14 protein-coding genes are annotated in these 24503 nt (G+C 71.9%); 10 read left to right on the forward strand and 4 right to left on the reverse strand.

All coding sequences use genetic code 11. The features are described 5' to 3' along the window. Window positions 1-2 precede the first annotated feature (2 nt). On the reverse strand, window positions 3-833 hold the full coding sequence (locus tag ACFVQ0_RS24285; protein WP_390091282.1) for a 2,3-dihydro-2,3-dihydroxybenzoate dehydrogenase: 831 nt from the start codon (window positions 831-833) through the stop codon (window positions 3-5). Window positions 834-1285: 452 nt separating this feature from the next. Between ACFVQ0_RS24285 and ACFVQ0_RS24290 the strand changes: the two genes are divergently transcribed. The 10 genes from ACFVQ0_RS24290 (at window position 1286) to asnB (ending at window position 21085) form a co-directional block, all read left to right on the forward strand. Further along, on the forward strand, window positions 1286-1525 hold the full coding sequence (locus ACFVQ0_RS24290; RefSeq protein ID WP_390091284.1) for a phosphopantetheine-binding protein: 240 nt from the start codon (window positions 1286-1288) through the stop codon (window positions 1523-1525). Then, window positions 1522-2373 (forward strand): siderophore-interacting protein, encoded by an 852-nt coding sequence (locus tag ACFVQ0_RS24295; RefSeq protein WP_390091286.1) that lies wholly within the window; start codon window positions 1522-1524, stop codon window positions 2371-2373. The genes ACFVQ0_RS24290 and ACFVQ0_RS24295 overlap by 4 nt, the downstream gene beginning before the upstream one ends. A gap of 108 nt (window positions 2374-2481) precedes the next feature. Further along, on the forward strand, window positions 2482-3480 hold the full coding sequence (locus ACFVQ0_RS24300) for an ABC transporter substrate-binding protein (protein WP_390091288.1): 999 nt from the start codon (window positions 2482-2484) through the stop codon (window positions 3478-3480). Next, entirely contained in the window at window positions 3477-4502 is a 1026-nt protein-coding gene (locus tag ACFVQ0_RS24305; protein WP_390091290.1) for a FecCD family ABC transporter permease, read from the forward strand. Before ACFVQ0_RS24300 ends, ACFVQ0_RS24305 begins: the two co-directional genes overlap by 4 nt. Before the next feature lie 50 nt (window positions 4503-4552). Then, window positions 4553-5494 (forward strand): FecCD family ABC transporter permease, encoded by a 942-nt coding sequence (locus ACFVQ0_RS24310; protein WP_390091365.1) that lies wholly within the window; start codon window positions 4553-4555, stop codon window positions 5492-5494. Further along, complete coding sequence (locus tag ACFVQ0_RS24315) at window positions 5491-6276, forward strand: ABC transporter ATP-binding protein (RefSeq protein WP_390091292.1); 786 nt, start codon at window positions 5491-5493, stop codon at window positions 6274-6276. Before ACFVQ0_RS24310 ends, ACFVQ0_RS24315 begins: the two co-directional genes overlap by 4 nt. Before the next feature lies 1 nt (window position 6277). Continuing rightward, window positions 6278-16249 carry an amino acid adenylation domain-containing protein gene (locus ACFVQ0_RS24320; protein WP_390091294.1) on the forward strand — a complete coding sequence of 3324 codons (9972 nt, stop codon included), beginning with the start codon at window positions 6278-6280 and terminating at the stop codon, window positions 16247-16249. Further along, window positions 16246-17679, forward strand: a complete 1434-nt coding sequence (locus ACFVQ0_RS24325; protein ID WP_390091296.1) for a DHA2 family efflux MFS transporter permease subunit — start codon at window positions 16246-16248, stop codon at window positions 17677-17679. The genes ACFVQ0_RS24320 and ACFVQ0_RS24325 overlap by 4 nt, the downstream gene beginning before the upstream one ends. Before the next feature lie 9 nt (window positions 17680-17688). Continuing rightward, window positions 17689-18897: a hypothetical protein gene (locus ACFVQ0_RS24330; protein WP_390091298.1), complete on the forward strand. Its 1209-nt coding sequence runs from the start codon at window positions 17689-17691 to the stop codon at window positions 18895-18897. A gap of 346 nt (window positions 18898-19243) precedes the next feature. Then, window positions 19244-21085: an asparagine synthase (glutamine-hydrolyzing) gene (gene asnB, locus ACFVQ0_RS24335; protein WP_390091300.1), complete on the forward strand. Its 1842-nt coding sequence runs from the start codon at window positions 19244-19246 to the stop codon at window positions 21083-21085. Window positions 21086-21166: 81 nt separating this feature from the next. On the opposite strand, the gene ACFVQ0_RS24340 is transcribed toward asnB, so the two are convergent. The 3 genes from ACFVQ0_RS24340 to ACFVQ0_RS24350 form a co-directional block, all read right to left on the reverse strand. Next, a complete protein-coding gene (locus ACFVQ0_RS24340; protein WP_390091302.1) occupies window positions 21167-23371 on the reverse strand; it encodes a hypothetical protein in 2205 nt (734 codons plus the stop codon). Window positions 23372-23448: 77 nt separating this feature from the next. Further along, the gene (locus tag ACFVQ0_RS24345; RefSeq protein ID WP_390091304.1) at window positions 23449-23739 is read right to left on the reverse strand and encodes a hypothetical protein; all 291 of its coding nucleotides are present in this window, start codon (window positions 23737-23739) and stop codon (window positions 23449-23451) included. Between the two features lie 309 nt (window positions 23740-24048). Beyond that, complete coding sequence (locus ACFVQ0_RS24350; protein WP_390091306.1) at window positions 24049-24465, reverse strand: Fur family transcriptional regulator; 417 nt, start codon at window positions 24463-24465, stop codon at window positions 24049-24051. Between the last annotated feature and the right edge of the window lie 38 nt (window positions 24466-24503).

Below are 24503 nucleotides of genomic sequence, written 5' to 3' on the forward strand. Positions count from 1 at the left end.
GTTCAGCGCAGGGTCGCGCCGCCGTCGACGTACAGCTCCTGGAGGGTGATGTGGCGGGCGCGGTCCGAGGCGAGGAAGGCGACGGCGTCGGCGATGTCCTCCGGGGCGGCGATCCGGCCGAGCGGTATGCCGGTCCGGTAGGTGGCGGGGTCCCCGTCGATGACGCGCTGCTCGGCGCCGGTTTCGGTCCACAGGGCGCGTTGCATCGCCGTGTCGGTGGAGCCGGGCGCGACGACATTGCAGCGGACGCCGCTGCGGGCGAGTTCGAGACCGAGGCATCGGGTGAACATGGCGGCCGCCGCCTTCGACGCGGCGTAGGCGGCCATGCCGGTGCGAGGGATCCCGGCGGCATTGGAACCGACGGTGATGACACAGCCGTTGCGCCGGCCGGCCATCAGCGGTGCGACGGTCTGCGAGACGTTGAAGACGCCGGTCGTGTTCACCGCGAACGTCTCCGACCAGTCCTCGGCGCGGAGTTCGGTGGCGGGGCCGGTGCGCAGGATGCCCGCGACGTTCACGAGTACGTCCACGGGGCCGAGTTCGCGCTCGGCGCGGGCCACGGTGCGTTCCACGGAAGGCCGGTCGGTGACGTCCATGACGTACGGCTCCAGCCGGCCCACCGAGTGTTCGTTCCCCGCCTTCCCGGCCTGTGGCCGGTTCCACCGTCCGGCCAGGGCGTCGATGCCGTCCTGGGCACGGTCGGTAGCGGCCACGCGGGCGCCCAGGGTGGCGAACAGCTCGGCGACCGCCGCCCCGATGCCTTGTGCGGCACCGGTCACCAGGACAGTACGGCCATTGAACTCGCCGTTTCTGCCCGGTATGTGCTCAAACATGAGCAACCTCCTACGGGGTAGTTAGGTAAGGGTAACCTAACTTGTACCGCCTATCGGCACCATGGGCCCGATGGGGCTCGGCCCGTACCGATGTGACGGTCGGTTACGGAAATGCGGGGCGCCCGAGGCGGGATCGCGTTCGGCCGTCCGGCGTGGATGAGTTAGGTTAGCCTTACCTGACCTTGAACGGGAGAGGGGGTGGCCGTGCGTGCGGAACCATCGAGGGGACGCGCGAGGGCCTTCTCCGCCGGCACCGGCATGAGCGGACCGAACGGCCGCGCGAACCGGTGGGCTCCCTTGCGGAGCCGGTCAAATGACCGACGGAGCAGCCGACTTGTCCCGTGAACGCCACGGCCGGGTGTGCGCGCACGCGCCGCCCTGTGACGTGGACTTGTAATCATCGCCGCCGACGCGCACCGCGCGCTCGGCGCCCGTCCCGCAGGAGTCGTCCGATGAACCAGACTCTGTCGCCCGAACGTGTCCGCGCGGATGTCGCGGAACTGCTCGACTGCGACCCCGCCGAGATCGCGCCCGAGGGGAACCTCGTCGACCTGGGCCTGGACTCGATGCGGATCATGGCCCTGGTCGAGCGCTGGCGCGCCGCCGGGGCGTCCTCCCTGGAATTCCCCGATCTCGCGGAGAAGCCCGAACTCGCCCACTGGACAGCGCTGCTGACGGAGCGTACGGCATGAGCGCGACCGACCACCGGCACCGCCACCTGGACCGCATCGCGGAGGTCCGGACGGGCCGGCACGCGGAGAAGGTGGGATACCCGATCGGCATCCGGGCGACCGAGGTCGTCCGCACCGCCATGGTCGGCACCGGCCTGCTGCGGGTCACCCTGGGCGGTGCGGGCGCCGAGGGGTTCGAGGCCCACGCGCCCGACGAACACGTGAAGCTGATCTTCCCCGATCCGGACGGCACGCTGCGGCTGCCCGAGCGGAACGGGGTGATGCTGCGCTGGCCCCGTCCGGCACTCGTCTCGCGCGAGTACACCGTGCGCCGCCACGACCCGGTCGCGCGGGAGATCGACATCGACATCGCCCCGCACGACGGCGGACTCGCCTCGGACTGGGCACACGCGGCCCGGCCGGGCGACGTCATGCATATCGCGGGGCCGCCCGGCGGTCTGATCGTCCCGGACTCCTACGACAGGTACCTGCTCGCCGGAGACATCACGGCGCTGCCCGCGATCGCACGCCGGCTGGAGGAGTTCCCGAGGGGTGCGAAGGGCTGGGCGTTCATCGAAGTCGCCGATGCCGCCCAGGAGATCGAGCTTTCGGCGCCCGAGGGCTTCGAGGTGCGCTGGCTGCACCGCGGCGGCCTGCCGGCCGGGACCGGCGACGCGCTGGTACGGGCCGTGACCGGGGTGAGCGTGCCCGAGGGGGAGCGGGTGTACGTGTGGGTCGCGGGCGAGGCGGGTCAGATCAAACCGCTGCGCCGCTGGGTCCGCGACGAGTTGCGGCTGGCGAAGGCCGACCACGACATCACCGGCTACTGGAAGCGCGGCGTGGCCGACTTCGACGAGGACGAGCACTGACCTGCCGGCCGAACGGCCGGCCGGGCGGGCTCGGCGCCCGGCGGCCGGTTGCTCTGCCCAAAGATCGTCAACTAAGGTAAGCCTTACCTAAGTAACAAGGAGCGTTATATGTCCATACGCAGATCGTCCGGCCTCGTCGGCGCGGTGTCGCTGGCCCTCCTCCTGACCGCGTGCGGGTCGTCGTCGGACGGCGCGTCCGATACCTCGAAGGGGAGCGGGACCCGGGTGTTCGCCGCGGACAACGGCAAGATCACCATCCCCGCCCACCCGAAGCGGGTCGTCGCCACCGGCTACGCCGTGCCCGCCATGATCGAGGCCGACGCGCCCCTGGTCGGGATCTCCTCGTGGCAGCGCGGCGAGCCGATGATGACCAAGGAAGACCTCGCCACCTACAAGAAGCTCCCCAAGGTGGCGGGGGAGCAGGCGGCCGAGACCAACTACGAGGCCGTGGCCGAGGCCGAGCCCGACCTGATCATCATCGGGGTCCCCGCCCCGGTCCTGGGCGACATCGACATCAAGCGCCTGGAGTCCATCGCCCCGGTCGTGGCGATCGGCCCGACTGTTCCCTCCGCCTGGCGCGAGCTGTCCCGCAAGCAGTCCGACGCCGCGGGCGCGCTCAAGCAGTTCGACGTGGCGAAGAACGCGTACGAGAAGAAGGCCGCCGCGCTGGCCGCCACGTACAAGGACGTACTGCCGCAGCTCAAGCTGGGCCACGTCGGCGCGTACGGTGACACCGCCAAGGGCACCTTCCAGCGCGAGTTCGACGGCTCGTGGGGCACCAACATCGCGGACGACATCGGCGCGAAGTACTACGGCAAGGTCAAGAAGGCGGGACCGGGCTCCCAGTCGGTGAGCGAGTACCCGTCCATCGAGGAACTCCCGGCCGCGTTCCGCGAGGCCGACGTCATGACGTACTCGGTCAACGCCGACGGCAGCGTCCCCAAGCCCGTCCAGTACGTCCTGGACTCCAAGCTCTGGAAGAACCTCCCCGCGGTCAAGGCCGGGAAGGCCTTCCCGTTCCGCTACACCGAGGCCGCGACCTACGGGGAAGCCATGAAGACCCTGGACGCGATCGACAAGTCGCTCGCTCCGCTGCTGAACCGGTGACCGTCGCGGGCCGCGCGTACCGGGCGGCGAGATCCGGGCGGGCCATGCCGCAGATCGGCCTGCTCGCCGGCGGACTGGTGCTGCTGGCAGCGGTCGCCGTCCTCAGCATGGGCGTCGGAGCCCGCCACGTTCCGCCCGCCGACGTCGTACGGGCCCTGCTGGACTTCCGGCCCACCGACGACGACCACGTGATCGTCCGGGACATCCGGGCGCCGCGCGCACTGCTGGCCGTCGCCGTGGGCGCCGCGCTCGCCGTGTCCGGCGCCCTGATCCAGACGCTCGCCCGCAACCCGCTGGCCGAGCCCGGCATCCTCGGGGTCACCGCGGGCGCCGGGTTCGCCGTCACCGTCGGCTCCGCACTCGGTCTGGCCACCGGCCAGGCGGGCGAACTCGGCTTCGCGATCACCGGATCCGTACTCGCCGCACTGCTGGTCGCCGCGGTCGGGCAGCGCTCACCGCTGCGCCTGGTGCTCACCGGCGTCGCCCTGACCGCGGTGCTCGGCGGGGTCGCGCTGGGCATGCGGCTGATGCTCCCTAACACCTTCGACAGCTACCGGTTCTGGTCGGTCGGATCGCTGGCCGGGCGCGAACAGGTGCCCCTGGCACTGCCGTTGACCGCGATCGGCGTATCCCTGCTCGGTGCGCTGCTGCTCAGCCGGCCGCTCAACGCCCTGACGCTCGGGGAGAACGTGGCGCACACCCTGGGCGCCGGGGTGGGCCGGGTACGGGCCGTGGCCCTGGTGCTGATCACCGTGCTCAGCGGGGCGGCCACCGCGGTGGCCGGACCCATCCTCTTCGTCGGACTGATCGTGCCGCACCTGGTCCGCAGACCGGCGGGGGGTTCGGTGCCCTGGCTGATCCTCTACACGATGGTGCTGGGCCCGATCCTGCTGCTCGTCGCCGACATCTGCGCACGGGTCCTGCTGCCCACCGGTGAGGTGCCGGTGGCCATCGTGACCGCCTTCCTCGGCGGCCCCATGCTGATCTGGGCCGTCCGCCGCTACGGGGCGGGGGCACTGTGAACGCGCTCGGACTGAGGGCCGAACGCCGCACGGTGCTGCTCGTCGCCGTGATGGCGGCCCTGATGCTCGCCCTCGGCCTGCTCGGCCTCTGCTACGGGGCGTCATGGTCCTCCCCCGGCAAGGTGTTCGCCGTACTGAGCGGCGCGGACCATTCCGTGGTGATCCGGGACTGGCGGCTGCCACGGGTGCTGGCCGGACTGGTCTTCGGCGCCGCCCTCGGGGTCGCGGGGGCGATCTTCCAGAACCTCACCCGCAACCCGATGGGCAGCCCCGACGTCATCGGCCTCGACGCCGGCGCCTACACCGGCGCCCTGGTCGCCATGACCGTACTGTCCGGCACCTCCGCGCAACTGGCCACCGGCTCGGTGCTCGGCGGGCTGCTCGTCGCGGCCGCCATCTACCTGCTCTCGCTGCGCAGCGGCTTCTCCGGGCTGCGGCTGGTGGTCATCGGAATCGCCTTCAACGCGATGGTGACCGCGATCAACTCCTGGATCGTGCTGCGCGCCGAACTCGAAGTGGCCATCGCCGCCGTCGGCTGGAGCGCCGGCTCGCTCAACGGCGTGGGCTGGTCGGACCTGGGCATTCCGTTCACCGTGATCGCCGTGCTGCTGGCCCTGATGACCGCACGGTCGCACTCCATGCACCAGGCCTCGCTCGGTGACGCGATCGCGGTGACCACCGGGGTCGGTCTCGGCCGGCTGCGGTTGCTGATGGTGCTGGTCGGCGTCGGCTGCACGGCCACGGTGACCGCCGTGGCCGGGCCGATCGCGTTCATCGCGCTGGCCGCACCGCAGATCGGCCGCAGGCTCGCGGGCGCCGCCGGCGTGCCGCTGCTCCCCGCCGCGCTGACCGGGGCGGTGCTTCTCCAGGGCGCCGACCTGATCGCCCAGATGCTGCTGGCGCCCGTCGCGCTGCCCGTCGGCGTGGTGAGCACCGCGATCGGCGGCTGCTATCTGATCTGGCTGCTGACCAAGGAGGTGAGGCGCGCGTGACCGCACGCCTGACGGCGCGGGAGATCACCCTGCGCTACGGAGACCGCGTCGTGTCCACACGGCTGAGCCTCGACATCCCCGACGGCGCGTTCACCGCCGTCGTGGGCCCCAACGCCTGCGGGAAATCAACCCTGTTGAGCGCACTGGTCCGGCTGCTGCGCCCCGACTCCGGTCAGGTGGAGCTGGACGGCCGCGACGTCGGCGGCTACGCGACCAAGGCGCTGGCCAGACAGCTCGGCTTCCTGCCGCAGGACCCCCTGGCGCCCGACGACATCAAAGTCCGCCAGCTCGTGGGCCGGGGCAGGTTCCCGCACCAGTCGATGCTGGCGCTCTGGTCCGCGGAGGACGAGGACGCCGTCACGGAGGCCATGGCCGCAGCCGGTGTCGAGGACCTGCACGGCCGGCCGGTGCGGGAACTGTCCGGTGGACAGCGCCAACGGGTCTGGATGGCCATGGTGCTCGCCCAGCGGACGCCCTACCTGCTGCTCGACGAGCCGACGTCGTTCCTCGACATCACCCACCAGTACCAGCTGCTCGGACTGCTCGCCAGGCTGCGTGACGAGGGCCGCACGGTGGTCGCCGTCCTGCACGACATCAACCAGGCCTGCCGCTTCGCGGACCACCTGATCGCCATGAGGGACGGCCGGGTGGTCGCGGAGGGTGTTCCCGGAGACATCGTGGACGCCGCGCTGATCAAGGACGTGTTCGACCTGCCGAGCATCATCGTCCCCGATCCGGTGACCGGCACGCCGATGGTCGTACCCACACTTCAAGGAGAGTAAGTTGAGCACCGCAAGCGCGCCCTCGGACGGTCTTCTCGCCCTGACCGGTGCCCAGTTGGGCATCTGGAACGCGCAGCGTCTGGAACCCGACTCGCCGTACTACGTGGTCGGCGACGTGGTCGAGATATCCGGCAGCGAGCCGGTCGACGCGGACGCGCTGGCCGAGGCGGTCCGGGCGACCACGGAGGAGGCCGATACCCTGCGGCTGCGGGTGTACGACACCCCGGACGGGCCACGCCAGAGGGTGAGCGGGGAACCGGTCGGGCTGCCGGAGGTGGTCGACGTCAGTGGCGCGGCGGACCCCGCCGCCGCGGCCCAGGCCCTCGTCGACGCCGAGCGGGCCCGCACGGGTGAGGCGTGCCGGGGGATGACGGACCGGGTGCTGTACGCACGTACCGTCATCAGGCTGTCCGACCGCGAGGTCTGGTACACCCAGCTCGGCCACCACCTGGTCTTCGACGGCTACACCGCCGCGATGCTCGCCCGCCGCACCGCCGCCCGCTACACCGCCCTGGTGCGCGGGACGGAGCCGCCCGTCTCCACCTTCGGCGGTTTCGCGGACCTCGTCGCCGCCGACCGGGCGTACCGGGAGAGCGACCGGTTCACCGAGGACCGCGCGTACTGGGTCGAGCGGTTCACGCCGCTGCCCGAACTCGACGACGCGGCCGAGCCCGACACGGCAGGCGGTTCGCCCGAGCGCACCCTGACCGCCCGCGCCGTGATCACCCCCGAGGAGACGGCCAGACTGCGCGCGTTCGCCGGCCGGGAGGGCGTCGCCTGGGGCGAGGCACTCATCGCCTGCTACGCCGCGTTCCTGCACCGCATGCTCGGCCGCACCGACCTGGTGTTCGCGCTGCCGCTGATGTGCCGGGCGGGCTCGGCCGAGCTGCGCACCCCCGCCATGGCCGTCAACGTGCTGCCGCTGCGGGTCACCGTGCGCGGCGGCGACGGACTGGGGGAGCTGAGCCGGCGGGTCGCCGCCACCATGCGCGAGATGCGGGAGCACCAGCGCTACCGGGGCGAGGACCTGCCCAGGGACCTCGGAGCACCCGGCGCGGGCGCGCTGCTGCACGGACGCGGGATCAACCTCAAGGCGTTCGACCTGGCGATCGACTTCGCCGGGGCAGGCGGCGTGATGCGCAACGTCGCGGGCGGACCGCCGGAGGACATGGGCCTCAGCGTCCTGCAGACCCGGGACGGCGGGCTGCTGCTCGGGTTCGAGGTCGACGCCCGGTCCAAGGACCGGGCCGCGGTCGACGCGCTGCTGTCCGGGCTGCTTGCCCTGCTGTCCGGGCTGACCGACGGACTGCCCGTCGGCCGGATCGCCCTGACCGGCGACGCGGACCGGCTGCCCGCCCAGTGGTGCCCGCCCGCCCTGCCCGGCACACCGCTGGACGTACCGGCCGCGTTCGCCGCGATGGCCGCCGCGGGGCCCGGCCGTACCGCCCTGGTCTGCGACGGGGACCGGCTGACCGCCGCGGACCTGGCCGACCGGGTGCACCGGGTGGCCCGTGCGCTGCGGGCCCGGGGGATCGGCCCCGACGACGTCGTGGCGCTCGCGCTGCCCCGCTCGGCCGACTCGGTGGTCGCGCTGCTGGCCGTGCTGGACGCCGGGGCAGCCTTCCTGCCCCTGGACGTCGCGCACCCGCCCGAGCGGCTGCGTGAACTGATCGAGGACACCCGCCCCGCGCTGGTCCTGACCGCAGGCGCGACCGAAGGGCTCCCGTGGGAGACCCTGCTCGACGAGGCGGCCCGGCTGTCCGGCGCGCCCCTGACGTCCGGTGAACTGGCCGCGCCCCGGCACCCCGAGCACCTCGCCTACGTCATCCACACGTCCGGATCGACCGGACGCCCCAAGGGCGTCCTCGGCCGGGCCGGCGGGCTGGCCTCGCTGCTCCACCACCAGCGGGCCACCGTCGTGGCCGAGGCGGAGCAGGCCGCAGGCAGGCAACTGCGCGTCGCGCACACCTACTCCTTCGCCTTCGACTCCGCGTTCGACCACCTGGTGTGGCTGCTGTGCGGACACGAACTGCACGTCTACGACACCGAGACCGCCCGCGACGCCGACGCCCTGCTCGCCGCGTACACCCGCGACGGCATCGACATCGTGGACACCACCCCGTCGATGGCCGCACCGCTCATCGAGGGCGGGCTGCTGGACCTGCGCCCGACGCTCCTGGTCCTCGGCGGCGAGGCCACCGGGCCCGCGCTGTGGCGACGGGTCAGCGAATCGGGTGTCACCGCACGCAACATCTACGGGCCGACAGAGGCCACCGTGGACAGCACCACCGCCCGGATCGAGGGCGACGGGCCGACGATCGGCCACCCCCTCGCGGGCACCCGTACCTACGTCCTGGACAGCGCGCTGCAACCGGTCCCGCACGGCACGGCCGGTGAGCTCTACCTGGCCGGACCGCACCTCGCCCGCGGCTACCTCGGCCTGCCGGGGGCCACCGCCGAGCGCTTCGTGGCCGACCCGTTCGGCGCACCGGGCGACCGCATGTACCGCACCGGAGACCTGGCCAGGTGGCGGCCCGGCCAGGGCCTTGAGTACCGGGGCCGGGGCGACGGACAGGTCAAGATCCGCGGCCACCGGGTCGAGACCGGCGAGGTCGAGGCGGCGCTCGCCGCACTGCCCGGAGTCACCGCGGCGGCCGCCGGAGTGCGGTCGTCCCGGCTGGTCGGCTACGTCGTGTCCACCTCGCTCACCGGCGAGGCGGCCCGCGCCCACCTGGCCGAGCGGCTCCCCGAGCACATGGTGCCCGCGGTGGTCGTGGTGCTGGACCGGCTGCCGGTCACCCCCAACGGCAAGCTCGACCGTGCCGCCCTCCCCGCGCCCACGCTGTCCGGCGGCACCGGCCGGGAGCCCCGCACCGATCGGGAGCGGCTGCTGTGCGCCGTCCTGGCCGAGGCGCTGGACGTCGAACGGGTCGGCGTGGACGACGACTTCTTCGCCCTCGGCGGCGACAGCATCACCGCGATCACCGTCAGCAGCCGGCTGCGGGCGGCGGGCCTCGCGCTGCGCCCCCGGGACCTGCTGGCCCGCCGCACCTTCGCCGCGCTGGCGGCCTCCGCCGAACCGCTGGCACAGGCGCCGGAGGCGGTGGACGTGCCGGTCGGGCCGGTACCCGCGCCGCCGATCGCACGCGGCCTGCTCGACCCGCACCCGGACACCGGCGTCGTCGCCGGATACGCCCAGTGGACCGCGCTGCACGTCGGTGAACTCGCCCACCACGACCTGGTCACCGGCGTACGGGCCGTGCTCGACCACCACGACGCACTGCGGCTGCGGGTGGCCGACGGGCTGGAGGTCCTGCCGCGCGGCACGGTGCGGCCGGTCGTCGACGAGGTCCGGGGTCAGGACGTGACCGCCCTGGCGGAGCGGCTGGCGGCCGAACTCGACCCGAGCTCCGGTGACCTGCTGCGGGCGGCCCTGCTCCGTACCGGACAGGACACACCGGACCGGCTGGTCGTCGTCGTGCACCACCTCGCCATGGACGGTGTGTCCTGGCGCGTCCTGCTGCCCGACCTGCACACCGCCTGCACCGGCGGCACGCTCGAACCGGTCGGCGCGTCCTGGCGGCAGCACGCGCTGCTCCTCGCCGGACAGGGGGAATCCGGCGCGCGGCGCGGCGAGCTCGACCACTGGCGGACCGCGCTCGCCGCCGCCGCCCGGCTCGGAGCCAGGCCGTTGGACCAGCGGCGCGACACCGTCGCCACCGCCCACCGGTCCGTCACCGTCGCCTCGGCCGAGGCCACGGAGGCGCTCCTGACCACACTGCCCGCCGCCTACCGGGCCGGGGTCGACGAGGTCCTGCTCGCCGCACTCGTCCTCGCCCTGCGCGGCTGGGGCCTGACCGGCGACGCGCTGACCGTCTCGATGGAGGGCCACGGCCGCGAACACCTCGACCTGGCCCGCACGGTCGGCTGGTTCACCAGCGAGTACCCGGTGCTCGTCCCCGTCCGCGACGACGTCGGGCAGGCGATTCGCGCCGCCAAGGAGGCCCGGCGCGGCGTCCCCGACGGCGGGGTCGGATACGGCGTCCTGCGCCACCTCGACCCGGAGGCCGGCCCCGAGCTGGCCGCCACTCCGCCGCCGGACGTACTGCTCAACTACCTCGGCAGGTTCGCCCCGTTGTCCGCCACCGGCTGGCGCCTGCCGGAACGCGACGCCTTCTCGGTGATCGAGCCCGCGGCCAAGGCCCTGGAGCAGATCCTCGCCCTCAACTGCTTCGTCCACGAGGAGGGCGTGCCCCGGCTCGCCGTCGAGTGGACCGCCGCGACGGGAGTGCTCGGCGCCGACGCCGTGTCCGCCCTCCAGGAGGCCTGGGCCGCCGCCCTGGACGCGCTGGCCGCGCACGCGCTCCACACCGAGGGCGGGCTCACGCCGTCCGACCTCCCGCTCGTCGGCCTCGACCAGCCCGCCATCGACGCCCTCGAACGCACCGGCCCGATCACCGACATCCTGCCCGCCACCCCGCTCCAGCTCGGGCTCTCCTTCCACACCCTGGTCCGCGAGGAGCAGGACACCGACGTCTACGTCGTCCAGGCCGTGACCACCCTGGCCGGGGAGCTGGAGCCGGACCGGATGGCGGAGGCCGCCCGCGAACTGCTGCGCCGCCACCCCGCCCTGCGGGTGTACCTGGGCACCGCCGGGGACGACGTCGTCCAGGTCATCCCCGCCGAAGTCGCCCTGGAATGGCGCCAGGACGACCGGTTCCCCGAAGCGGCGCGCGCCGATCTGGAGCGCCCCTTCGACCCGGCCAGGCCGCCGCTGATCCGCTTCCTGCTGTCCCGCGTCGGGCCCGCCGAGCACAAGCTGGTCATCACCAACCACCACGCCCTGCTGGACGGCTGGTCGATGCCGCTGGTCGGCCGCACCCTGCTCGCCCTCTACGCCGAACTGAGCGGCGGCCCCGCCGTACCGGCCGCCCCGCCCCTGTCGGAGTACTTCCGCTGGCTGGCCGCCCGGGACCGGGAGGCGTCACTCGCCGCCTGGCGGGACGCGCTGGACGGTGTGGACGACGCCACCCGGCTGGCACCCGCGAGCACCGGGACCGGCGTCGAGCGGCCCGGCCGCGAGACCATCGGGCTCGGCCACGAGTTCAGCGACCGGCTGCGCGCGTTCGCCCGCGAACAGGGCGTCACCCTGACGACCGTCCTCCAGACCGCGTGGGGCCTGCTGCTGGGACGGCTCACCGGCCGCCGCGACGTCGTGTTCGGCTGCCCGGTCTCCGGCCGGCCCGCAGAGGTCGACGGCGTCGAATCGATGATCGGCCAGCTCGGCACCACCATCCCGGTACGCGTCCGGCACACCCAGGACGAGTCCGCGCTCGGCCTGATGGCCCGGGTGCACGCCGAGAGCGTCGTCCTGGCCGAGCACCACCACGTCGGACTGCCCGAGATCCAGCGGGCCGTCGGCGTCGGTGAACTCTTCGACACGATGCTCGTCATGGAGAACTTCCCGCTCTCCAGCCGGAAGCGCACCCCGCTCACCCCCGGACTCGACCTGGCCGGGGTGGACATCACCGACGCCACGCACTACGCGCTCACCGTCATCGTCATCCCGGACGACGAGATCACCATCGGCCTCGGTTACCAGCCGCACGCCTTCACCGCGCGGACCGTACGCGACTACGGCCGCTGGCTGCGCAACCTCCTGCGGGAGATCGTCGAGGACCCGGCCCGGCCCGCGCTCCGCCTCCCCGCACTCGACGCGGAGGAGCGGGCCCTGATGCTGCGTACCGGCACCGACGCCGTACCCGCCAGGGAGCGCGGGCACTGGCTGGACGAATTCGCCGCGTGGGTACGCCGCAAGCCCGGCGCCGAGGCTCTGGTCTGCCGTGACCGTGTCCTCAGCTACGAAGAGCTGGACCGGCGCGCGAACCGCCTGGCCCAGGCACTGATCGCACGCGGGGTACGGCCCCAGGACCCGGTCGCCGTGCTGCTCGGACGCGACATCGAGATGACGGTGGCGCTCTTCGGGGTCGCCAAGGCCGGTGCGGTGTACGTACCGATGGACACGAGCTACCCGCGCGAGCGGCTGGCCTACATGTTCGACGACATCAACCCGGCCGCCGCCGTGACGACCGGCGCCGAACTGCCCGTCGACCGCGACATCCCGGTCCTGCGGCTCGACGACCCGGCCACCCTCACGGCCGTCCCCGACACCGACCCCGCCGACGCACGCGCCCGGCTCACGGAGGACGCGCTCGCCTACGTCATCTACACCTCGGGAACCACCGGGCGCCCCAAGGGCGTCGGCGTGACCCACCGGGGCGTTCCCGACCTGATCGCCCTCCAGGAGGACGTCGTCGGCGTCACCGAGCACGACCGGTACCTGCACTTCGCCTCGACCGGCTTCGACGTCGCGTTCTGGCAGACCATGGTGCCGCTGCTCTCCGGCGGCACCTCCGTGATCGCCCCGGAGGAGGTGCGGGTACCCGGCGACGAACTGCTCGACTACATCACCGAGCACCGGGTCACCGGAGTGAACCTGCTGCCCTCGTTCCTGGCCGCGATGCCCGACGACCGCACCGTCGGCCCCGACGTGTTCTTCGTCGTCGGCGCCGAGCGCCTCGACCCCGAGCTGGCGCGACGCTGGGGCGAGGGCCGCCGGGCGCTGTTCAACGCCTACGGCCCGACCGAGGTCACCATCAACTCCGTGACCTGGCAGTACGACCCGGACGACCCCGGACCGCTGCCGATCGGCCGCCCCGACCCGGGCGTCCGCGCCTACGTCCTGGACGGCGGACTCCAGCCGGCCGGGACCGGCGTCACGGGCGAGCTGTACCTCGCCGGGCCGAGCCTGGCCCGTGGCTACCTGGGACGCCCGGGGCTGACCGCCGCCGCGTTCGTGGCCGACCCGTTCGGCCCGCCCGGCGAACGGATGTACCGCACCGGAGACCTGGTGCGGTGGCGGCCGGACGGACAGTTGGTGTTCCTCGGCCGCGCCGACCACCAGATCAAGATCCGCGGCTTCCGCGTCGAACTGGGCGAGATCGAGTCCACCCTGACCGGCCACCCCGACGTCCGCGCCTGCGCCGTCATCGTCCGCGAGGGCAGGCTCGTCGGCTACGTCATCCCCGTCGACGGCGCCGAACTCGACACCGCGCGGGTCCGCGCGTACCTGGCCGGGGAACTGCCCGACCACATGGTGCCGACGGCGCTCGTACCGATCGACCGGCTGCCGCTGAGCCCCAGCGGCAAGCTCGACACCGCCGCACTGCCTGCCCCGGAGACCGGGGCGGCGGCCCGGCGGGAACCCGCGAACCGGGCCGAAGCCGTCCTGCTCGGCGTGTTCCGCGACGTCCTCGGCACCGATGACATCGGACCCGACGACAGCTTCTTCGCCATCGGCGGGGACAGCATCGTCTCGCTGCAAGTGGTCTCGCGCGCCCGCCGCCAGGGGCTCGGCCTGACCGCCAAGGACGTGTTCGAGGGGGAGACGGTCGCCGGGATCGCGGAACGGGCCGCCGCCCTCGACGCCGGACAGGCCCCCACGACCGGAGACGCTCCGCTGACCCCGCTCATGCGCGACCTGCTGCGCCGGGCGGGATCGGCCGCGGACGGCTTCTGCCAGTGGGTGGAAGTCTGCGTCCCGCCGGGCGGCGACGAGAAGGGCTGGCGGTCCGCGCTCGACGCGCTGCTCGCCCGCCACGACGTACTGCGGGCCCGACTGACCGGCGACACCCTGCACATCCCGCCGGCCGGCGCGGTGACCGCCGCCGACGTACTCACCCGCGTCTCGGCGACCGGAGACCTGCGGGTCCCGTCCGACGCCGCGATCGCCGCGGCCCGCGCGTCGATGGACCCGCGCACCGGACCGCTGCTGCGCGCGGTCTGGGTGGATGCCGGAGCGGACCGGCCGGGCCGGCTCCTCCTGATCGCCCACCACCTGATCGTCGACGGGGTGTCCTGGCGCGTCCTGCTGGACGACCTGGAGCACGCCCATTCCGGCGGAACCCTGACCCGGCACGGCCAGTCGTTCCTCGGCTGGGCACGCTCGCTGCACGACGCCGACCGCAGCTCCGAACTCCCGCACTGGCGGCGGATGACCGCCACCCCGGCGCTCGCCCGCCCCCTCGACCCGGCCCGCGACACCGTCGCCACCGCCGAGCACCACGAGATCCGGCTCGCCCCCGAACCGACCCGCGCCCTGATCACCACGCTGCCGGCCGCATACCGCACCACGCCGGACGCCGTACTGCTGACGGCACTCGCGCAGGCGGTACGGGACTGGCGCGGCACACCGGAGGTACTGGTCGCGCTGGAGAGCCACGGCCGCCCCCGACAGGTCGACCTCTCCCAGACCGTCGGCTGGTTCACCGCCGTCCACCCCGTCAGGCTCGAAGCGGGCGACGACGTGAAGGCGGTCAGGGAGCGGCTGCGCGCCCAGGGCGACGGCCTCGGCCACGGCATCCTCACCGCCGCGGGCCTGCTGGACCCGGTGGCACCGGAGATCGCCTGGAACTACCTCGGACGCTACCCCGGAGCCCCGGACCGGGAGACGCCCTGGCAGGCGCCCCCGGACGCCGACCCGCTCGGCTCGAACGGCTCCGACACCATGCCCCTGCCGTACAGCCTGATGGTCAACGCCCTGGTACGCGACGACGCGCTGGGGATCCGGATCACCTGGCCCTCCGCGCTGTTCACCACCGCCGAGACCGAGGCCCTGGCCGGGCACATCCGGGACGCGCTCCTGCGCGTCGCCGCCGCCCCCGAGCTCAGCGCACTCGACCAGGACCGCCCGGCCGCCGACGTACAGCCGCTGACTCCGTTGCAGGAGGTGATGCTGCGGCACTCGCGTACCGAGCGCCCCGACCCGTACACCGTGCAGTCGGCGTTCTCCCTCGCCGGCCCGCTCGACACCGACGCGCTGCGCGCAGCGGGCACCGACCTGCTGGGCCGCCACCCGAACCTGGCCGCCGTGTTCCCCGCCGATCTGGCGGTGATCCCGCGATCGCCCCGGCCGGACTTCCGGCTGGCGGACGGGCCCGCCGATCAGGTGCTGGCGGCCGATCTGGCCGAGCCGTTCGACCTCGCCCACGGCCCGCTCCTGCGGCTGACCGTGATCCGGTGCGGCCCCGAACGCGCGGAGCTGGTCCTGACCAGCCATCACGTGCTCTCCGACGGCTGGTCGGCCCCGCGCATCCTCACCGAACTGTTCGCCCTGTACACGGCGAGGCTGCGCGGCGGGGCCCCGGAGCTGCCCGCCCCCGTGCCGTTCGCCGGCTACCTGCGCTGGAGCGCCGAGCACGAACCCGACCTCGGCGCGTGGGCGGCCGAACTGGACGGACTGCCCGAGGGCGACTACCTGGGCGGCGGCGAACCCGGCCCGGCCCGGCAGGAACCCGAGGCCATCGAGTTCGACGCGGATCTGGTGGCCCGCCTCACCCGCCTCGCGGCCCGGCGCGGCCTCACCCCGAACACCCTGGTGCAGGGCGCCTGGTCGGTGCTGCTCGCCCGCCGGTCCGGCCACCAGGACGTCTGTTTCGGCGCCATGGTGTCCTGCCGCCCGCCGGAACTGGAGGGGGTCGAGGAGATCATCGGACTGCTGGCCAACACCGTGCCGGTACGGGCCCGGCTCGACGGCACCCTCGCACAGACCCTCACCCGGCTCCAGTCCCGGCAGCGGGAGCTGATCGAGCACCACCACGTACCCCTGCCGGAGCTGGAGCGGCTGACGGGACGGCGCCGGCTGTTCGACAGCATGGTGGTGTTCGAGAACTACCCCGTCGACCCGGACCGCCTCCGCGAACCCGCCCCAGGGCTCACCGTCGTCGGAACCCGCTTCCGCGAGGCCACCCATCACCCGGTCACCCTGACCGTCATGCCGGACGGCGACGGCTGGACCGGGGTACTCGCCCGCCGGATCGCCGCCCCCGGACTCGCGGAGGAACTGCTCGACCTGCTCAGGGACATGGACGAGCGCCTCGACGACGACGTCCTCGCCCTGCTGGAGGACCGATGAGCGCGAACGCCGCACCGCCGGGGGAGCGGGTCGACCGGGAACTGCTGCGGATCGCGTTCATCCTGGTGCTCGGCACCTTCATGGCCACACTGGACGCCACGATCGTCAGCGTCGGAATCGACCGCCTCACCGACGAGTTCGACGTCTCCGTCGCCGAGATCCAGTGGGTCACCACCGGCTATCTGCTGGCCGTGGTCGCCGCCGTGCCCGCGTCCGGCTGGCTGGCCGACCGGTACGGCGGCCGGCGGACCTGGCTCGCCGCCGTGGGCGTCTTCCTGCTCGGCTCCGTGCTCTGCGCGTCGGCCTGGTCGGTCACCAGCCTGATCGTGTTCCGGGTGATCCAGGGCCTCGGCGGCGGGCTGCTGCCCGCGACCGGACAGGCGCTGCTGGCCCGCGTCGCGGGGCCGGGCCGCACCGGGCGGGTGATCAGCGTCGTCGCGGTCGTCCCGCTGCTGTCACCGGTCTTCGGCCCGCTGGCCGGCGGCTCCATCCTCTCGGTGGCGCCCTGGCCGTGGCTGTTCCTGGTCAACCTGCCGATCGGCCTGGCCGCCGCCCTGCTGGCCCGCCGCTACGTGCCGGCGGTGCCGCCGGCGAACCGGCGGACGCCGTTCGACCTGCGAGGAGCCCTGCTGCTCTCGCCCGGCCTGGCCGTCCTGGTGTTCGGCCTGACCGAGGTCGCCCACGGCCGCACCGCCCCGGCCACCGCGGGCGTCGTCGCGGGCCTGGCGATGCTGGCCGGCTTCACCGCGCACGGCCTGCGGACCCGTGGCACCCCACTGGTCGACCCCCGCCTGTTCACCCGGCCCCCCTTCGGCGCCGCCGCCCTCTCCCTGCTCGTCCTGGGCGCGTCGGTCTTCGGCACGATGTTCCTGCTGCCGCTCTACTTCCAGACCGGCCGCGGCATGTCGGCCTGGGAGGCGGGCCTGCTCCTCGCCCCACAGGGGATCGGCGCGGCGGCCGGCTCCGTACTGGTCACCCGAACGATCAGCAAGGTCGCGCCAAGAACCCTCGTGGTCACCGGCATCGTCCTGATCCTCGTCGGCACCGCCCCCTTCACCCAGCTCCACCACGGCCCGCCGGACGGCGTGATCGTCATGGCCCTGGCGGTCCGTGGCTTCGGCATGGCGATGGTCGGCGCACCCGTGATGAACATCGTCTACAGCCGCATCGAGCCCGAACATCTTCCCCGTGCCTCCGGCGCGCTCAACCTGCTCAACACGGTCGGCGGCTCGATCGGCACCGCGGCCCTCGCGGTGGTCCTCCAGAACCGGCTGTCGGCCCGCGCCCCGGACATCCCCGCCGCGTTCGGCGACACCTTCTGGTGGGTCCTCGGCCTCTGCCTGTGCGCCGCTGCGGGGGCGACGAGACTGCCCAGGACGGAGGTCAGGAGAGAACCCCGCCCCGAACTTCCCCCCGGCGGCCGTCAGTAGCATCCGCACATGCGAAACATCGAGACGCTGGTGCCGTCCGCTGGGCGTGCCGACACTGTCGGCCTGAGCGAGTTCGACGCCGGTGAACTCGCCCGGTACGTGGCTGACCCCGCGCACCCGTGGTGGCGGCGCAGATCCTGCGTTCTCGCGCTCGCCGGGCGGGTGCCGGAACGGTACGCAGCCGAGCTGATCGCGCGCGTATGCGACCCGGAAGACGTGGCCGAGGTACGCGTCGCGCTGCTCGGCCTCCTCACGGACCGGGCGTCGGAGCTGCTGCCCTGGCTGAGGCACGAGGACCGTCGGCACGAGCGTTCGTACGGCGTGCCGGAGGCGATCCTCAAGGCGCGTGGCGTGTTCGGTGACCGTTCGGCCGCGCCCGAGCTGGTGACGCTCGCGGCCTCTCCGTGGGCGCGTTGGCGGGCAGCCGGGGAGGACGGGCTGGACGAGTTGGTCACGCGGTACGGGGCCGAGGCGATCCTCGCCGATATCGGTGTCGTGCGGCCGGAGGACCGCGCCTTTCGCGTCCGGATGCGGCATCGTGCGGGAGCGGATGTGACCGACGCGCTGGCGGACCCCGATCGTGGCGTCGCGTACCTGGCCCAGTCGCTCCTGTCCGATCCGGTACGGCTCCGCGGCTATTTGGGCGAGGCGCCGACGGAGGACGCCGCGCTCTGGGCCGCGTACGCCTTGCACCGCCTCACCGGCGACGTGGACGAGACCCGGGCCGCGTACGAGGCGCTGGGGAGCCCCCGGGTCGAGGTGGACGGACTGGACGAGGAACTCCGCGGTGCGATCGTGCACGAGTACGCGGGGCGCTGCGAACGGCAGAGCGATCCCCGCTGGCGCGTGGAGGCGCTGTGCGCCGAGCCGCCCGTGCCCCCGGATCAGGACGGGCGACTCAGCCGGGTGATAGCTGCGTTGACGGCGGCCGGGCAGGCGCCCGGACCTCCTGTCCCGTGCGGCGAGTACCACCACCAGGGAGGTGGGACCTATCACGTGATCGAGTGCGGCGGGAGCGAGGTGTGGGTCAGCACCCTCGGGCGGTTCGTCACGGGGTCCGGCACCGATGCCGCCGCCCGCGACGCGGTCGAATCGGCCGGCTTCCGCTGGATCGACGAGACCACCGGTGCGATCCGGGTCACCGGGCTGTGCGTCTACTACTTCGGGGAGCGTGAACCCGTCGGCGTCGACACCCTGTTGTTCTACTGGCAGGACTGAGGCCGTCCCGCAATCGCTGACGGGCGAGTGCTTCGCGACCATGGGTAAGTCTTTGCCCATGGCCGGAATGTGTTGCTCCGTCTTCTCCTCGCCGCCTGTCCGGGCCGCTGCGGTGCGGCTTGCCCCGGACGGCGCGACGCGGGTTCGTGCGGCGGGCGGCCGAAAGCGTGCGGGTGGCGGTCCCGGCCGTGTTACGGCCACGTTGACCGTATGCAATGGCGCGACGCACTCTCGTTACGTAACTGCGCAGTACATCTAGTTCGGCCGGGAGTGGCGCAGGCCTCGAATCCGCTGTTCAGCTGTGGTTCCCGGGCCCCGGTCGACGACAGCACGCAGGAGGTAGCGCATGTGTGGCATCACCGGCTGGGTCTCCTTCGAACGCGACCTGCACAGTGAGTCCGCGACTCTGGACGCGATGACGGAGACGATGTCCTGCCGCGGCCCCGACGACCGCGGCAGCTGGATCAACGGCCCGGCCGCCCTCGGGCATCGCCGGCTGGCCATCATCGACCTGCCCGGCGGGCGCCAGCCGATGACGGCCGACACTCCGCAGGGCACCGTCGCCCTCGTCTACTCGGGGGAGACGTACAACTTCACCGAGCTGCGACGCGAACTGGCCGGACGCGGGCACCGGTTCACCACCGACTCCGACACCGAGGTCGTGCTGCGCGGGTACCTGGAGTGGGGCGAGGCGGTCGCCGAGCGCCTCAACGGCATGTACGCGTTCGCGCTGTGGGACGGCCGCCTCGACAAGCTCGTCATGATCCGCGACCGGATGGGCATCAAGCCCTTCTACTACTACGAGACCCCGGACGGCGTCCTGTTCGGCTCCGAACCCAAGGCGATCCTGGCCAACCCGCTGTCCCGCGCCCGCGTCGGTCTCGACGGACTGCGCGAGCTCTTCGCCTTCGTCAAGACACCCGGCCACGCGGTGTGGGAGGGGATGCGCGAGGTCGAGCCCGGCACCGTCGTCACCGTCGACCGCAACGGGCTGCGCCGGCACGTCTACTGGCAGCTGGAGACCCGACCGCACACCGACGGCAAGGACGAGTCCATCGCCCATGTGCGCTCGCTCCTCGATGACATCGTGCGACGCCAGATGGTCTCGGACGTGCCGCGCTGCACCCTGCTCTCCGGCGGGCTCGACTCCTCCGCCATGACGGCGATAGCCGCCCGCCAACTGGCCGAGAACGGCGAGACGGTGCGCAGCTTCGCGGTCGACTTCGTCGGCCAGGCGGACAACTTCGTCGCCGACGAGCTGCGCGGCACCCCGGACACGCCGTACGTGCACGACGTCGCACGGTCATCGGGCACCGATCACCGGGACATCGTGCTGGACTCGCACGCACTGGCCGACCCCGAGGTGCGGGCCCAGGTGATCCGGGCCCGGGACATCCCGATGGGCTTCGGCGACATGGACGCCTCGCTGTACCTCCTGTTCCGGTCCATCCGGGAGCACTCGACCGTCGCACTCTCCGGGGAGTCGGCCGACGAGGTCTTCGGCGGATACCTGCAGTTCTTCGACGAGGAGGCGCGACGCGCCGACACGTTTCCCTGGCTTGTGCGCTTCGCCCAGCATTTCGGGGACGACTCCGATGTGCTGAGGCCCGATCTGACGGCGGCCCTCGACATCCCGTCGTACATCCAGGACAGCTACGCAACGGCGGTCGCCGGGATACAACGCCTCGACGGGGAGAGCGACTTCGAGTTCAGGATGCGCAAGATCTGTCATCTGCACCTGACCCGCTTCGTGCGCGTCCTGCTCGACCGGAAGGACCGGGCGAGCATGGCGGTCGGACTCGAAGTGCGCGTGCCCTTCTGCGACCACCGCCTCGTCGAGTACGTCTACAACACGCCCTGGTCGCTGAAGTCCTTCGACGGCAGGGAGAAGTCCCTGCTCCGCGAGGCCACGGCCGACGTGCTGCCGAAGTCGGTCTACGACCGGGTCAAGAGCCCCTATCCGTCCACCCAGGACCCCAAATACGCGCTCGCGTTGCAGGGACACGCCAAGGATCTGCTGGCCCGGCCCTCGCACCCCGTCTTCGACCTCGTCGACCGCGACCGGCTCACACGCGCGGCGCAGCACGACGTACCGCAGATCACCCAGGCGTCCCGGCGCGGTCTGGAACGCACTCTGGACCTGGCGCTGTGGCTCGACCTCTACAAACCGGACATCTCGTTCTCCTGAGCGGTGGCGGGTGCCGGGGACCGGCTTGATCCCGTCCAGTCGCTTTCATGTCGGCGCCGGGACCGAAGCCTGCCCCCGCCCCTACGCCCCGTACTGCCCGGTGCGCCCGCCCAGGTCCTCCACGGTGTCCCGCATCGTGCGGACCGAAGGCAGCGTCCGTGCCAGATTCCGGGCGGCTTCGCCCCCGGCCTTCCCGGCCAGGGGCCGGTCGACCGAGGCCTTCGCCGCCGCGGCCGACACCGCGGTGAGCGATGCCTCCACCCGTTCCGCCAGCTCCAGCAGCTGTCGGGTCAGGTCCACCGCCGCGTCCACCTGCTCCTCGAAGGTGGGCTCGGCGGGCCAGGGGCCGGAACCGGCTGCCGTGGACGGTACGGCCGCGCCGGACACCGTCGCCCCGATCCCGGCCGACACCCCCACGGCCGGTGCGGTGCTCGCCCCGGCCGACGGGGACGGGACGGGGGTGGGCAGGGCGGCCCCGGGCTGCTCGGGCCACCCGTGCGGGGAAAACAACGGGGTGGAGGCCCCGGCGCCGCCGGGCTCGTTCCGCGCTGCGGCAGAGCCGTTCCCGCTCTGCCTGGGGGCGGGCACCTTGGGCCGGCGCTTGCCGGAATCCTTTGGGAACTCCCTGTCGAACCAGGCCGTGCTCATCTCCTCGATCAACAGCGCCCCGGAACGGCTGACCCGGACGGGCCTGCGGTCTCCCTCGTCCATGGCCCTCGCCAGCTCGCGCAGCACGGCCACGGCCATGACCCGGTTGCTCCGCAGGGCATTGAGATGGTTCTTCACCGTGCGCCGGACCCGTGCCGCCTTGGCGCCGTCGTCGTCGTCCGTCTTCTGGCCGGCGAGCGAGCCCCGGTCGGCGTCGATGATGTCGAAAGCGGCCAGCCAGTGGGCCGCCCGGTAGGCGACCAGCTCTTCGAACGCGTCGTCGTCCTTGTCCGCTACGTTCAGCAGTTCCCGGAGCGGGCGCCCGGAGAACTCCAATCCGGCCCGGACGGCCCCGGCATTGAACACCTCGGCGATACGGGGATTCCACGGGTCCGGGTAGCTCTCCGACGTCAGTGCGGACCAGGCGCGGGCACGCCGGTTGATCTCGGGGCTGCTCAGCTGCGAGGGAGGCGACTCACTGAGCGCCCGGCGGATCAGCAGTTTTTTATGTGGATCGGTCGGAAAGAGTTCTCGCAGGATCATCATGGAGCGGAGATCCCGCAGCTCCGAGACCGTGGCGTCCTCGGCGGCAGCACTCAGTTCGCTGACTGGAGCCAGGCCGGACAGAACCTGTGATTCCTTCTCGTCGAGAACACCGCGCGCCACATACATTCCGAGCACGCTGCGCCCCAAGGCCCGTCCCCGGTCATTTGGTACGAACTCCAGCGGTGGATGCACGTGATCGCGGCGATTGCTCATCTGCACAATGCGATAGAGGCGTTCAGGGGTCGGTGTGCCGAGGACCAGGTGAGCGGTCACCACCGCCACGTTGGTCGCGCGGATCGCCGTGGCCTCGTCATCACCCGCGAGCCGGGCTTCGGCCCATTCCTGGTTGAGCCGGTCGGAAAGTTTCTCCAGCCAGAACTGCGGGTCGAAGAAGACCTCGTCACCGGGCAGACCGAGCTTGCTTGCAGGAACACCGGTGAGAACCTCGGCCGATGTCAGCCCAAAGATGTCCTGACGTCGTTTCGTTCGATTATTTCCTCGAACTGCCATCCAGCCCACGTATTCAGCGGGATGTACCGGCGCGCCCTCGGAATTGAGCTGGGGCTGTTCAACGAGGCAGAACCGTTGAGGGATGTACATGCCCGGTTCCTGCTGGCCATTGAGGACCAGATCTTCCTTCAAGTCGTATGAACGAAGGCCGTCGCGGCGGTCCAGTTCGTCGGAGGCCTCTTCCGTGTTCGAGGTCAGCCACTGTCGATTGGGGGAGTCGCTGAGCAGGGCCGCGTACGGCTGATCACCTTCCTCGACATTTTCGCGAGGCCAGGGGCGGACCCTGGTGAGGGAGCGTTTGGTCGCGCCGACGACCGCGGGGTCCGCCGTTGAGTGCCAGAGGGAGCTGATCCGTTCGTTGTGCTCCCATACGACCCCCGCCACTCCGTGCATCTGTACTTCGACTACGAGCATTTCGCCCGCATCCGTGCGTACGGTCCGCAGGGCCCCCTCCCTCAGGGTGCGAACACCGTGGACGTCCGGCTCGCTCAGGGTGTGCTCTGGGTCGACGAGGAATGCAGCCGCGTTCTGCAGGGCGGCGCGGGGTGACTTCACATGCGGGGTCGCCAGAGCGGCTTCCACCCAGGTATTCTGACGTTCTATAGAAACGGGAGACCTAAAGGGCCCGGAAGTCTGATGGTCGCTCATCACACACCTCTTCACTCATCGAACAAGTCGAACAGTTTCGCGAATTGCCGTGCCGACCTCGCCATCACGGCCCAGACTTCGCCGTCGGTTCCATTGAGTGCTTCTCGCGCGGCAACGAGAAGGCTGACCATTCGTGCGGCCTGGCCGAGGCGCTGCTGCTTCCGTAGCTTGGTCAACTCTGCCTCGATCGAGTGCAACTGGCGAGAGAGTTCGAGATTGAGGTTAGGTTCGGAAATTGGTTCGAAGCTGGAATTAGGCTCCGGTGAAGGGTCCGAAGGGTCCGAAGTTGAGGGGGCGGACATGAAGATGAACCCTTCGAGCGGCGGCTTGGATTGCCTACCATGCAGCATCTAGGAGTGACGGCGTGCGCGATCACCGCATGAAGAGCAAAACTGCTTGGTGTTTGTCGTATTGAGGTCACTCGCAAGGCGACCTAATCGCTTCGGTGGTCAAACTCGATCAAAAATGAAACCAGCTTAGAAAAACGAACGGACCGCCAATGGCGGTCCGTTCGCGAGGTGGCCACTCCACCAGCCGGTAGCGCAGGGGGTGCGATGCGGGAGTTGACTAAACCTCAATGTTCGTGCTATTGGGGTGCGTGCGGGTGCGAGTCATCCGTCGACGCAGTCGGGGCACAGTCCCCGGTACGTCACCTCGACCTCGGAGACGGTGAAGCCGAACCGTTCGGAGTCCGGCAGCCCGGCCAGCGGGTCGGCGTCGGGGTGTACGTCCCGGATGGTGCCGCACGCGGAACACACCAGATGCTGGTGCGGGTGGTGGGCGTTCGGGTCGTAGCGCCTGGCCCGGCCGTCGGTGCCCACCTCGACCACCTCGCCCAGCGCCACCAGCTCACCGAGGGTGTTGTAGACAGTGGCGCGGGATATCTCCGGCAGCCGGGCGACGGCGCGCACGAGCACCTCGTCGGCCGTGAAGTGGACGTGCTCGCCCGCGAGGACCTCTGCGACCACCCGGCGCTGAGCGGTCATGCGCCAGCCGCGTTCACGGAGTCGTGTCAGCAGGTCACTCATGCCCCACCAGCCTAACTGTGCGTCGTCCGGCGAATGAT

Source organism: Streptomyces sp. NPDC057900 (genome assembly GCF_042887885.1).
GTDB lineage: Bacteria > Actinomycetota > Actinomycetes > Streptomycetales > Streptomycetaceae > Streptomyces.